Origin of the sequence: Rhizobium zaerense, from assembly GCF_051810725.1 — a bacterium.
Lineage (GTDB): Bacteria > Pseudomonadota > Alphaproteobacteria > Rhizobiales > Rhizobiaceae > Rhizobium > Rhizobium leguminosarum_I.
This window is the reverse complement of record NZ_CM132690.1, coordinates 4,052,433-4,064,820: the sequence shown is the minus strand read 5'-3', so window position 1 is coordinate 4,064,820 and position 12,388 is coordinate 4,052,433. Positions and strand designations below refer to the sequence as shown.

Annotated in this window: 14 protein-coding genes; 10 read left to right on the top strand and 4 right to left on the bottom strand. The window is 61.5% G+C overall.

The annotated features are described in order from the left end of the window. Positions 1–99: 99 nt before the first annotated feature. Together ACS4RR_RS19965 and ACS4RR_RS19960 are read left to right on the top strand one after the other, a co-directional pair. Complete coding sequence (locus ACS4RR_RS19965) at positions 100–888, top strand: SDR family NAD(P)-dependent oxidoreductase (RefSeq protein ID WP_222387390.1); 789 nt, start codon at positions 100–102, stop codon at positions 886–888. A 122-nt stretch (positions 889–1,010) separates the two neighbouring features. Next, entirely contained in the window at positions 1,011–2,084 is a 1,074-nt protein-coding gene (locus tag ACS4RR_RS19960) for an alkene reductase (protein ID WP_456189207.1), read from the top strand. Between the two features lie 157 nt (positions 2,085–2,241). Here the strand turns inward: ACS4RR_RS19960 and ACS4RR_RS19955 are convergent, their stop codons facing one another. The 3 genes from ACS4RR_RS19955 to ACS4RR_RS19945 are packed head-to-tail and all read right to left on the bottom strand — an operon-like array spanning position 2,242 to position 3,496. Next, the gene (locus ACS4RR_RS19955) at positions 2,242–2,658 is read right to left on the bottom strand and encodes a GFA family protein (protein WP_456189206.1); all 417 of its coding nucleotides are present in this window, start codon (positions 2,656–2,658) and stop codon (positions 2,242–2,244) included. 47 nt (positions 2,659–2,705) lie between these two features. Next, the gene (locus ACS4RR_RS19950) at positions 2,706–3,170 is read right to left on the bottom strand and encodes an SRPBCC family protein (RefSeq protein WP_222387387.1); all 465 of its coding nucleotides are present in this window, start codon (positions 3,168–3,170) and stop codon (positions 2,706–2,708) included. Continuing rightward, positions 3,167–3,496 carry an ArsR/SmtB family transcription factor gene (locus ACS4RR_RS19945; RefSeq protein ID WP_456189205.1) on the bottom strand — a complete coding sequence of 110 codons (330 nt, stop codon included), beginning with the start codon at positions 3,494–3,496 and terminating at the stop codon, positions 3,167–3,169. Before ACS4RR_RS19945 ends, ACS4RR_RS19950 begins: the two co-directional genes overlap by 4 nt. A gap of 193 nt (positions 3,497–3,689) precedes the next feature. Here ACS4RR_RS19945 and ACS4RR_RS19940 point away from each other — a divergent pair, with 193 nt between their 5' ends. Continuing rightward, the gene (locus ACS4RR_RS19940) at positions 3,690–4,031 is read left to right on the top strand and encodes a hypothetical protein (protein WP_170257786.1); all 342 of its coding nucleotides are present in this window, start codon (positions 3,690–3,692) and stop codon (positions 4,029–4,031) included. Positions 4,032–4,181: 150 nt separating this feature from the next. Continuing rightward, entirely contained in the window at positions 4,182–4,712 is a 531-nt protein-coding gene (locus tag ACS4RR_RS19935) for a YidB family protein (RefSeq protein ID WP_456189204.1), read from the top strand. Positions 4,713–4,828: 116 nt separating this feature from the next. Here the strand turns inward: ACS4RR_RS19935 and ACS4RR_RS19930 are convergent, their stop codons facing one another. Next, positions 4,829–5,710, bottom strand: a complete 882-nt coding sequence (locus tag ACS4RR_RS19930) for a dienelactone hydrolase family protein (protein WP_456189203.1) — start codon at positions 5,708–5,710, stop codon at positions 4,829–4,831. A 684-nt stretch (positions 5,711–6,394) separates the two neighbouring features. On the opposite strand from ACS4RR_RS19930, the gene ACS4RR_RS19925 reads away from it, so the two are divergent. The 6 genes from ACS4RR_RS19925 to ACS4RR_RS19900 all read left to right on the top strand — a co-directional run bounded on the left by ACS4RR_RS19925 (position 6,395) and on the right by ACS4RR_RS19900 (position 12,387). Then, entirely contained in the window at positions 6,395–6,631 is a 237-nt protein-coding gene (locus ACS4RR_RS19925) for a spike base protein, RCAP_Rcc01079 family (protein WP_162119072.1), read from the top strand. A 22-nt stretch (positions 6,632–6,653) separates the two neighbouring features. Next, positions 6,654–7,127 carry a terminase small subunit-like protein gene (locus ACS4RR_RS19920; protein ID WP_222387383.1) on the top strand — a complete coding sequence of 158 codons (474 nt, stop codon included), beginning with the start codon at positions 6,654–6,656 and terminating at the stop codon, positions 7,125–7,127. After that, on the top strand, positions 7,093–8,664 hold the full coding sequence (locus ACS4RR_RS19915) for a terminase (RefSeq protein WP_456189202.1): 1,572 nt from the start codon (positions 7,093–7,095) through the stop codon (positions 8,662–8,664). The genes ACS4RR_RS19920 and ACS4RR_RS19915 overlap by 35 nt, the downstream gene beginning before the upstream one ends. Continuing rightward, on the top strand, positions 8,664–10,799 hold the full coding sequence (locus tag ACS4RR_RS19910; RefSeq protein WP_456189201.1) for a hypothetical protein: 2,136 nt from the start codon (positions 8,664–8,666) through the stop codon (positions 10,797–10,799). Before ACS4RR_RS19915 ends, ACS4RR_RS19910 begins: the two co-directional genes overlap by 1 nt. A gap of 13 nt (positions 10,800–10,812) precedes the next feature. Continuing rightward, positions 10,813–11,124 carry a hypothetical protein gene (locus ACS4RR_RS19905; RefSeq protein ID WP_456189200.1) on the top strand — a complete coding sequence of 104 codons (312 nt, stop codon included), beginning with the start codon at positions 10,813–10,815 and terminating at the stop codon, positions 11,122–11,124. A 165-nt stretch (positions 11,125–11,289) separates the two neighbouring features. After that, complete coding sequence (locus tag ACS4RR_RS19900; RefSeq protein WP_456189199.1) at positions 11,290–12,387, top strand: hypothetical protein; 1,098 nt, start codon at positions 11,290–11,292, stop codon at positions 12,385–12,387. The last annotated feature ends 1 nt before the right edge of the window (position 12,388 follow it).

The window sequence follows — 12,388 nt, the reverse complement described above, 5'->3', positions numbered from 1 at the left end:
CTCTCTGCCATTGACTTTTTTATGATAGCCATCACTTTAAATCAGTAATTAGGATCGTCATCATAATTATATAACGCTCATTCGAAAGAGAACAAGACAATGACTGACACTCCCACCGTCCTCATCACCGGCGCCTCCTCGGGCATTGGAGCGACATATGCAGACCGTTTCGCCCGCCGTGGGCACAATCTCGTACTGGTTGCGCGCAATAAGGCAAGGCTGGATGCTCTCTCGGCGCGACTTCGCGAAGAAACCGGCGTAACGATCGACATCCTGCAGGCCGATGTCACCAAATCCGATGAGCTTGCTGCGGTGGAAGCCCGTCTGCGCGACGACCATCGGATCGGAATTCTCGTCAACAATGCCGGCACCAGCCTCGAAGGCACGTTCGTCAATCAGCCCGTCAATGATATCGCCCAGCTGATCGCGCTCAACGCGACGGCGGTTGCCCGCCTTTCCAGCGCCGTTGCGCCACGCTTCGTCGAAGCGGGCTCGGGCGCCATCGTCAACGTCTCCTCGGTCGTCGGGCTCGTCCCGGAATTCGGAATGACCGTCTACGGCGCCACCAAGGCCTTCGTGACCTTTCTTTCCCAGGGGCTCAGCCTCGAACTCGGTCCCAAAGGCGTCTACGTTCAGGCGGTCCTGCCGGCGGCAACGCGCACGGAGATCTGGGAGCTTTCCGGCATCGACGTCAACACGCTCTCCGGCGTGATGGAAGTGGGCGAACTCGTGGACGCCGCCCTGGCAGGCTTCGACAAGCGCGAGCCCATCACCATCCCGCCGCTGCACGATGCCGCCCAATGGGATGCCTATCAGGCCGCGCGCCAGGTGATGATCCCGGGCTTTTCGCAGGCTGAGCCTGCAGAGCGCTATCGCGCCGCCTCCTAGCGCTTCCCGAAGAAACGCGCTGTCACAAACACAGGCTGTGTCGCAAGGCCGGCCTGTGCCGGGTTTCGGCGCGAAACTCCGAGGCCTGGCAGAGATCCATGAAATCAGACGAAAGAAACGCAATGACGGACAACGCAATTTTTGAACCCTACAAACTCGGCAAGCTGACGCTGGCGAACCGGATCGTGATGGCGCCCTTGACCCGCAACAGAGCCGGCGCCGGCTTCGTGCCGGGCAATATCGCCGCGACATATTATGCCCAGCGGGCGACAGCCGGCCTGATCATCTCGGAGGGCGCGCAGATTTCGCAGGAAGGGCAGGGCTACCAGGATACACCGGGAATTTATACGCAAGCCCAGATCGACGGCTGGCGGAAAGTCACCGACGCGGTGCATGCCAAAGGCGGACACATTTTCCTGCAGCTCTGGCATGTCGGTCGTATTTCGCATGTCGATCTGCAGCCGAATGCGCAGGCGCCGGTCGCGCCATCGGCCATCAAGGCCGAGACCAAGGTCTTCGTGAACAATGCCTTCGTCGACGTGTCCGAACCTCGCGCGCTCAAACTGGATGAGATCCAGACGATCATCGCCGATTTCCGCCGCGCCGCCGCCAACGCGATTGCCGCGGGCTTCGATGGCGTCGAAGTCCATGGCGCCAACGGTTATCTGCTGGAACAGTTTGCCAAGGACGGCTCCAACAGCCGCACCGACGCCTATGGCGGCTCGGTCGAACATCGCGCCCGGATGATATTGGAAGTCGCTGCCGCCGTGGCTGCCGAGGTCGGCGCGGAGCGCACGGGGGTGCGGATTTCGCCGGTCAACAGCATCACCTCGAGCGATCCGCAGGCGCAATTCAACTATATCGCCGAAAAGCTTGGCCAGATGGGGATTGCCTATCTCCATGTCGTCGAAGCAGGGCGCGGCGGGCCGAATGAGTCTGCTGCCTTTGACTACGCCGAGCTCAGGGCCAAGTTCGCAAACACCTACATCGCCAATAACGGCTACGACCTCGACCGCGCAACGTTGCGATTGACGGAGGGCGCGGCGGATCTCTTCTCGTTCGGCCGGCCATTCATCGCCAATCCTGATCTCGTCGAGAGACTGAAGACCGCTGCTCCGCTGACGGAGGTGAACCCGGCGACCATCTATGGCGGCGGCGCCGAAGGCTATACCGACTATCCCTCCATCGCCGCATGACGCGCGCGTGATGCACCGGCGCCGTGCTGTTGCACGGCGCCTTTTCACCATGCCGGAAATTGAACTCTCCTGGCACCGCCTGCGTCAACTCGTGTGAGCGTCTTGTTCACTGCACATGACGATCTACGGGCGATTGCACCGGATTTATGCAGGAGCGTCACATCGACGGCATTCCTTCGAATGTCTGCGCCGCCGGATCGACCCTGTCCCAGGCAAGGCCGCGCGCGGTGTAGGTCACCATCTGCGGCTGGTACCGGCCGGGCTCGTCGAGGCTGGCGGCATGAATGGTGAAGAAGTCAGGCATGTAGGAGAAGGTCATGTAGACGGGTGCGCCGCAGGCGGGGCAGAAGCCGCGCGTCTTGACGTTGCCGTTGTCGGCGACCATCTGCCAATGCGTCGCCTGGCCCTCCAGCTTCACCGCCTGCCGGCTCGGGAAAGTCAGATAGGATCCGTGCCCGGTGCCGCTTGAAGCCTGACAGTCGCGGCATTGGCAGTCGTTCATCGCAATCGGCTCGGCTGAAATTTCATAGTGGATCGCACCGCAGGCGCATCCGCCGGTGTAAGGCTTGCTCATGTCTCTCTCCTGATGAAATGCTGTACTGGCGACCGCGTTCGGTCGTTTCAATTCTTCGCGTCGGTGACGGCGCCGATGTTCTTCACGACCTTCTTCCAGCCTTCGCCCATCTTTTGGAAGGCCGTTTCATTCCTGGGCAGGATGAAGCCGGAATGGATGAGACGAAGCCGCGTGCCGGCCTCGACCTCGGACAGGATGAAGGTGACGACGGTGTCGAGCGGAGAGCCGTAGCCGACATTTCCCTCATGCCCGCCCTCCCAGGCATAGGTGAGACGCTCGTTCGGCTTCACCTCCAGCACCCGGCAGTGGATGGTGCCGTCCCAGGCGCCGGCCGGCGTCGTCTGGTAGGTGAAGCGTTTGCCTTCCACCGGCTCGAAGCCCGCCGGCATCATCAGCCAGCGGCCCATCAGATCGGCCGTGGTCAGCGTTTTCCAGAGCGTCTCCGGCCGATGCGGGAAAACCTCGTCAACCACGATCTCCTGCGTGTCATGCTTCAATGCGGCGTCGCTCATGGATCGATTTCCTTCAGCAATGTTCTGAGATTGGCAAAACGTTCGCGCCAGAAGAGGCCGTAATGGCTCATCCAGTCGACAAGCGGTTCCAGGCCTTCCGGCTCGGCGCGGTAATAGACCTTCCGCCCTTCGGGGCGCTCAGTGACGAGGCCCGCCTGTTTCAGGGCCTTGAGGTGCTGCGAAACCGCGCCCTGCGTGACGCGGCTTGCCCGCGTCAGTTCGACGACGGTGATCTCATCGGCGTTGACGATCTGCTCAAACACGGCCCGCCGTGTGGGATCGGCAAGCGCGCGCATGACGGCGGTGATGGAAACGGCTTCGGTCATGGAGAAATCAATAGCGCATGCTAATTGATGAGTCAAGACTAATTTGTTTGATCGACGCCCGGTCGCTACGCCGCTCAGGTGGCGGCGCGTTCGGCTGTTCTTACGGAATGATCCAACGCCCTCGTGCCATGAGGAACAAAACGCGCATGCCGATGTTGCTACTCCAATGGTGATAGCACCGTGGGAGGAAGTTATGCATCAATCTCTTCAGTTTGTCCTGGTCGGCTTGGCCGCGATAAGCGGGCTGACAATCGCGCCGACGATCGCCGCGGCGCAGGACTTGGAGTTGCGTGTCGGCCCCGGCGGACTGGGCGTCTACGATCGTGATCGCGACCCTGACCGATATGACCGATATGACCGGCGCGGACGGCGAGGCTGCGATCCGGACGATGCTCTCGACATCGCACGCAGCGAAGGACTTCGCAGGGCGCAGATCATACGCATGTCTCCCCGCAGCATCGTTGTCCAGGGGATGACGCGCCGGGGACCGGAGCGAATGACCTTCGCCAACCAGCGAGGCTGCCCGGAAATCTGAGCCGCGGCGTGAGCAATAAGTCGGCCGGCCTTCGCGATCGTCGACCGAATGCAGCCGGCGCGGAACCTTTGGGCAATCCGAACATTGCTGCCCATGCAGCGCGCTGCTTTGGGCCGCCTGCATCGTTGAAGCACCATTGGAGGATTCATCATGATGAGCGGTCAATTGAAGGCGCTTCTCGCCGTCCTTGCCGTTGCCGGCTACCAGAACAGGGACAAGATCGGGGAGCTGCTGCGGGGCATCCAGAACCCTCAGCAGTCTGGCGCGGGAAACCAGCAGCCGGGTGGGCTTGGGGGCCTCCTTGGCGGACTGGGTGGTTCGGGCGGTCTCGGCGGCCTGCTCGGCGGGCTGACATCCGGCGGCATCGTCAGCGGCGGTCTGGGCGATCTCCTGAAGACGTTTCAGCAGAACGGACACGGTGACAAGATCGACTCATGGGTACAGCCCGGCCAGAATGCCGACATCAATGACGGCCAACTCGCCGAAGCACTGGGCCCGGACGTTCTGAACGAGATTGCTTCGAATACCGGCCTTTCACATCAGCAGATTCTCGATCGGCTGAGCCGCGATCTTCCCAAGGCCGTCGACGACCTGACTCCACAGGGAAAACTGCCCACCGCCGAAGAGTTTATGTCTTCCGCCAGCCAATCCACCACCTCCGCGCGGCCGAGCACCATTTGATATCGGGACGAACGGGCGCACAACCAGCAGGCCGCCGCCGCGCGTGATGACATCTTCGCGGACGACACGGGCGGCGAGGCCGGCATCAGACAGACGGCACGCATCGAGCTCGCGCGTTAGTTCGAGAGGTACTTCTGAAGGAATGCGTGAACGCTGCTGATCGATTTTTCGGCAGCGTCTGGATTGTATTTTTCGATGTGGCCAAACACCCGCCGCCCCACCTTAAACTCCGGGGCATCGAAATCGTGGTAGGTACCTTTGTAGATATTGAGCTCGATGGGCGGGCTATTGTCACTCAGACCGGCAAGCCTCTTCCGGCATCGGTCGGCCGGGCTCCAATTGTCCCGGTCCCCACTCAAGATCAGGGTCGGCACTGTCGCATCGCCCTGACTTGCCGCACAGAGGGGATAGTAGGCAACCGCTGCCCGGAATTTTCGGTCCATGAGCTGTTCGTTGCCTTCGATTTTTGTTCCCTCCAGCGTCGCCGTGCCGCCCGCTGAAAAGCCCATCAAGGCAACGCGCCTGATATCGACAAAGCTTTGTTTCGATAAAAAATTCAAAGCGCCATAGGCGTCGAAGACGCGATCGGGCAGAGTGCTTTGGCACGTGTCCTTGATATTGCGGGTGGTGAAGCTATCGACGACGAGCACGACGTAACCCCATGAGACCAGCCGCTTCGGCCAAAGGTCTTTGACGCTCAAACGCATACCCTCGCATCCATGTAGCACGACGACCGCCGGGAAGGGACCATCACCCTGAGGGCGGGACACATATCCGAGCAGGGGGGTGCCTTGCGGCTGAGGGAGGCTCTCTCCCTGTTCATTGGCCTTGCGGATTCGAAACGGGCTGAGCTTGACGGGCGCGCTTTCGAAGCGAACCATTTCGTCGGCATCAGCTGGGTTTCCAGCGAGCGTGGCGCTGAGAAAAGCGACGAGGCAAAGAAAAAGTCTCGTGGTTCTCACTGAACTTCTCCACCGTTTGTTCAACAGCCTGCTCATTGTACGCCGGAGCTGTAGGCTCGAAAAGCGGTGAGGGGTCTGCCGATCGGGCGATTTCAAACCGACGAATAACCTCAATCAAAACCACTTGATCACCCCCTGGCGGATCATTTATGACTACCGTAAATCCAAGCTGCGAGATTTGAATTCAGAGGTGATGTCGACCCAAGTCGGGCCGCCCAATGCCATGAAGACCAAGCCAACAGTGTCACTGAGCCACCACCATGGATTTGCCACTGAGCTCACCCCTTGCTCCGTCATCCTCGGGCTTGACCCGAGGATCCACCTTGGCCTCCAACAGCAGCGGGCATAGATCCTCGGCTCAAGGCCGAGGATGACGGAGGGTGGGGAGCGCTTTTTGCCAAACTCGCCGGAGAGCGGATGGTATTTCTGGCGCCCGCTTGGTCGGGCAGTTTTGATTCGAAACTGACGCAAGACTCACGATTAGCCGTTGATCACCCCCCGGCAAATCAGTTAAGACTACCGTAAATCCAAGCTGCGAAATTTGAATCCAGAAGGTGATGTCGATCATGTCGGCGCCGCCCTCCGACCGATATGTCTGTCACGGTCGGGCCAGCTTCCCCAGATCATCATTGATCGCCCATCCTCTTTCGCCTGACCTCCCATCTTCGATCACATCGGGATCGGGCCGGGTAGCGCTCGCCTCTTCAAAGGAGAACTGTAATGGACCCTTCGATTGCTCCGGCCTCGCGGGCCGCAGTGGTGACGCCGAACGATAGTGCTATTGTCGGTGCGCGTGCGCTTTATATCGGCACGACGGGCGATGTTGCCATTGCGCCGCGTCGGGACGTGGATCCGGTCATCTTCAGAAACGTGCCGGCCGGGACGATCCTGCCGGTTCATGCCGCCATCGTGGCGCTGACCGGGACCACGGCCTCCAACATCGTCGCACTGTTCTAGAACCGTCCAGAAGGCGGGCCATATGGGCAGACCGATCAAGTTCACCCAGGCGATTGCCGACAGGATTTGCGAGCGCATTGCCGACAGGGAAAGCCTGCGGTCGATCTGCCGGGATGAAGGGATGCCGGCGATGTCGAGTGTGCTCTCCTGGCTCGCCGATGACAATAAGGCGGCGTTTCGAGCCAAATACGCCCTGGCGCGCGAGATCCAGGCGGATGGCTTCGTCGACGAGATGGTCGAGATTGCCGATGACCGTGCAGACGACTGGATCGAAAAGAAGAATGCGAGCGGCGAGACCACCGGCTGGCAGGAGAATGGCGAGGCCATAAGGCGTTCGCAGCTCCGTATCGCCACCCGTCAGTGGGTCGCCGAGAAGCTGAGGCCGAAGAAATACGGTTCCAAGGTCGAGCCCGACCGTGGCATCGTGACAGGCGAGGTTTCGCAGTTGCTGGAAGATATCAATGGCAAGACGCGCGGACTTCCAAACGGCGGTTGACCAGTTTTCCGACTGGCGCTGGCGTCTGAACAACCTCTATTGGATCACCGACAAATCGGGCAAACGCGTCAGGTTCGAGATGAACTGGACGCAGATGACGTTTTTCGAAGAGATGCATTACCTCAATGTGCTGCTGAAGGCCCGCCAGCTGGGTCTGACGACCTTCATTCAGATCTTCATGCTCGATGCCTGCGTCTTCAACCGGGATATCCGCGCCGGCACGATCGCCCATACGCTGGGCGACGTGCAGACAATCTTCCGGGACAAGATCAAATACCCCTATGACAATCTGCCCGACGGTATCCGCAACGCCGTGCCTGTTGTCAGGGCCAACCAGACCGAGCTGCTGCTGGGCAACAATTCGAGCATCCGTGTCGGCACCTCGCTGCGCTCGGGAACGCTGCAATATCTGCATATCTCCGAATATGGAAAGCTTTGCGCGAAATATCCCGACAAGGCGAGGGAAGTTCGCACCGGCGCTTTGAATACGGTGCAAGCCGGCCAGCTGGTCTTCGTCGAAAGCACGGCGGAAGGCCAGGAAGGGCATTTCTACACGCTCTGCGAAGATGGCCAGGTCAAGCAGCGCCAGGCGGCGAAACTGACCGAACTGGACTTCAAGTTCCATTTCTTCCCCTGGTGGAAGGAGCCGCAATATGCGATCGCGCCTGAAGGCGTCATCATCACCGATGCTTTGGCAAAGTATTTCGGCAACCTGGCCGACCAGGGCATCGCGCTGACGGACTGGCAGAAGGCCTGGTACGTCAAGAAGGCCGAAACCCAGCTCGGCGACATGAAGCGCGAATATCCCTCGACGCCGGCCGAAGCTTTCGAAGCGAGCGTCGAGGGCGCCTATTACGCCGATCAGATGGCCGTGGCCGACGCCGAAGAGCGCATCGGGGTCTTCCCGCATGTCGACGGTTATCCCGTCCACACCATCTCCGACATCGGCATGGACGATACCAACAGTGTCTGGCTGTTTCAGGTGCTGCCCGGCCGTGTTCGGATGATCGGCTATTTCGAGCATACCGGCACCGGCATGGACGGCATGCTCGACGAGCTGGAGCGGCGCGGCGCCGAACATGGCTATGTCTATGGCGTCCACAACATGCCGCATGACATCAAGGTCAGGGAGTGGACGCGCGGCGGCATGACCCGCATCGAAGTCATGCTGAGAGAGGTCAAGGCCCGCGGTCTCGGCACCGTTCGCAAGATCGAGCGCGCCTATGTCCATGACCGGATCAACGGCACCAGGCGCATTCTGGCGAAGATCGAGTTCGATCAGGCCGGCTGCATCCAGGGCATCAAATGCCTGCGGAACTACCGCAAGGACTGGGACGAGGATCTGAGCGTCTTCCGCGACGAACCACTGCACAACTGGGCCTCGCACGGTGCCGACGCTTTCGGCGGTCTGGCGATCATCTTCACCGGTCTCGCTCCAGAGCCGCTGAAGCCGGAACCCAGGCGACTGCCGACGTTACAGACGACGACGTTCAACGACTTCGTCGCAGCAACCCCTGCATATAGCGAGCGTGTTTGATGGAAGACGAAACAACGGCTTTGGCGGGCGGGCAGCAATGGGACCTGGCAAAGGTCGGCGCCCGCTGGCAGCAGGAGCTCGAGCGCGCCCAGCGTTATTTCCGCTCCTGGCATGACCGCTGCGTCAAGATCGAGAAGATTTATCTCGACCAGCAGTCCGACCAGCCGAATGCGGCCAAGCGAAGGTTTCCGCTGCTTTGGGCCAACACCTCGGTGCTGCAGCCGGCCGTCTATGCCCGTGTGCCGCAGCCCGTCGTCGAGCGCCGCTTCAAGGACGCGCAGCCGGTGGCGCGCATGGCCTCCGAACTCGTCGAACGCAACCTTGCCTATATGGGCGACGAAGCCGATATCGATTCGATCATGCGGGCGGTGCGCGACGATTTCCTGCTCTGCGCCCGCGGCACCGTGTGGCTGCGCTATGAGGCCGATTTCGAGCCGCTCGACATGGGCGTCCAGCCTTCCGACCCGCCGGCGAATGGTGGCTTCCCCGAGGGTCTCCCCAACGGCTTCCTGGGCGGCTTGTCCGGCGACGGCGTGGGCGAAGATGGCGGAGCCCCGCCCGAGGTCATCAGCGACGAGCGTGTCTGCATCGATTATGTGCACTGGTCGGATTTCCTGCATTCGCCGGCCCGCCGCTGGAAGGATGTGACATGGGTGGCGCGCCGCGTGCCGATGACCGACGAGGAGATGGAGAAGCGCTTCGGCCCGAATGCCATGACATCGCTCTCAGCTCAGGCTGCCGGCAGCAACAAGGGCAGCAACCAGACGGAGCGCGCCGAAAACGAAGGCAAGACCCATGTCTGGGAGATCTGGTGCAAGAGCGAAAACTATACCGTCTGGATCGCCGATGGCGCGCCGGTGGCGCTCGAAGTGTCGGAGCCGCCGCTCGATCTCAGCCATTTCTGGCCTTGCCCGCGCCCGGCCTACGGCACGATGTCGACCAGCTCGCTGATCCCGGTTCCCGACTATGTCTATTATCAGCAGCAGTGTGACGAGATCGATCTGCTGACGAAGCGCGTCAACAAGCTGACCGACCAGTTGCGCCTGAAGGTGTTCTATCCCTCCGGCGACGGCGCGATCTCGCCGGCGATCGAGAAGGCGATGCGGCCGGAAAACGATACGGTGATGGTGCCGATCCCGGAATGGGCTGCCTTCACCGACAAGGGTGGATCCAAGGCCATCGTAACGCTGCCGATCGACGAAGTGCAGAAGGTGATCATCGCCTGCATCCAGGCCCGCAAGCAGCTGATCGAGGACGTCTACCAGATCACCGGCATTTCCGACATCGTCCGCGGCGATACCCAGGCGTCGGAGACGGCAACGGCGCAGCGGATCAAGAGCCAGTGGGGCTCGATCCGCATCCGCGACCGCCAGGCCGAGCTTGCCCGCTTCGCCCGCGACATCATCCGCCTTGCCGGCGAAATCATCTGCGACCAGTTCCAGCCGGAAACGCTGATGCTGGTGAGCGGCATCAAGCTGCCGAGCATGGCCGAGAAGCAGCAGGTCCAAATGCAGATGCAGCAGATGCAGATGGCCGCCCAGCAGGCAGCGGCGCGCGCCGAGCAGATGGGGCAACCCGCACCACCGCCGCCGCAGATGCCGCCGCAACTTGAGCAGATGATGCAGCAGCCGACAATCGACGAGGTCGTGCAGCTCCTGCGTAATGACAGCATTCGCGGCTTCCAGATCGATATCGAAACGGATTCGACGATCGAGCCCGACGAGGACGCCGAAAAGCAGCGCCGGATGGAATTCGTGCAGATGATCGGCGGCTTCCTGCAGCAGGCGGGCGCCATGGCGCAGCAGAACCCGATGCTGGTGCCCGTCATGGTCGAGACGCTGCTCTTTGCCGCCCGCGGCTTCAGGGCCGGGCGCCAGCTCGAAAGCACGCTGGAGCAGGTCGGCGCCCAGCTCTCCGAGGCCGCAACCGCGCCGAAGCAACCGCCGGAGCCGCGGGCCGAGCAGATGATCAAGCTGAAAACGGCTGAAGTGAAGGCGGGCGCGGAACAGCGGAAAGCCGAACTCGGTGTGGCGCAAGCCGAGATCGAGCATCGCGCCGTGGTGGAGCAGGCGCGCGGCGAGGCAGCGGCGCAGGCCTTGCAGCAGTTCCAGGCGCAGCAGCCTGCCTATCAATGATTGGGGTTGAAGCATGAGAGAACGCTATTGCCGCGTCTGCGGCGGCTGGCACCAGCTCGACGAGTGGCCGCGCAACTGCATGCCGGCTGCGAACCCCGCGCAATCGGATCTGCCGGCGCCGCATTTCGTCAGCGACAGCATCGATATCCAGTCGATGCATGACGGCAGGCATTACACCTCGAAAGCCAAGCTGCGCTCCGCTTACCGGGCGGCCGGCGTGGTCGAGATCGGCAACGAAAAGCCGCAGCCGATCGAGAAGCCGAAGACCGATCGAAAGGCGATCCGAAACGAATTGCGGCGGGTCTACGCCGAATACAACACCTAAAGCGCGTCGCAATCTTTCAGATTGCTCCTCGCGCTTTAGGTCCTTGTTTTCAAGCATGTCGTTAGCGCAAAACCGCTGCACACTTTTGCGCGACATGCTTTAGAACAAAACGCTCTAACCTTTTGTTTTTACGGGCATCAATCCCCGACAAAGGAAGTTTCCGACATGGATATGGAAGACCTGAACGAGGCCGGCAACGGCAGCGAAGATTTTGGCGCGTTCGACGAGAGGCCCCTGAATGACAGGCCAGCCAGCATCCGCGACAGCCTGAAGGCGGCGATCGACACCGTCGAAGGCAATGGACCGGGCGATATCGCCGGCCAGCCGCGCGACGGGGAAAACGGCCGCTTCCTGGCCAAGGGACAGGAGCAAGCCGCAGCGGCAAGGGCAGGGCAGGCGCCCGCGGCAAACGCCGCTCAGCAGACACCCCAGGCACAGACCCAGATGCAGACCCGGGAACAGCCGGCAGGCATCGGCAGTCGGGTTCCGCCCGGCTGGTCGGCGGAAGCCAAGGCGCAATTCGCGACCCTTCCAGGCGAAGTGCAGGCGGCCATTACCAAGCGGGAGCAGGAGGTCGACAACGGCTTCCGCGTCCTGCAGGATTACAAGGGGCTCGAGGAGTTCACGCCGCTCATCCGCCAGGCCGGCATGACCCATGCCGATGTCATGCGCCGGGCGATCGACTGGGAAAAGGCGCTGATCCACGATCCCGTCAACACCGTCGTTCACGTCGCCAGGATGGCCGGGGTCAATCTTCACGCCCTGGTCAATGGCCAGACGGAACAGGTCCTGCAGCGCAATGCGCAGCAGGCTGGACTACAGCCCGGACTACAGCAAGGAGGACCGCAGCCTCGACCCATCAACGTCGAGGCGACGGTCGAACATGTTTTGCGGAAAAGGGACACTGAAACTCAAGTCGATGCCTTTCTTTCCGACCCGGCAAACGCGCATGCCGATGACGTGCTTGACGACATGATCGCTCTTATCAATGCAGGGCGGGCATCGTCGCTTCAGGACGCCTACGACGCCGCATGCTGGATGCGCCCGGACATTCGCCGGCAGTTGATCAGCCAGACTGCGCAGGCACCCGCCCGAGAACAGCAAGCCCAGAAGGCAGCAGCGGCAGATCAAGCCCGCCGCGCCTCGCGATCCATCTCTGGTTCTTCCGCGCCGGGCCCGACCCGCGATGCGGCAAGAGGCCAGCCCACCTCAATCCGAGACTCGCTGCGCGACGCCATGCGCTTTTCGCGCGGTCAAGTCTGAT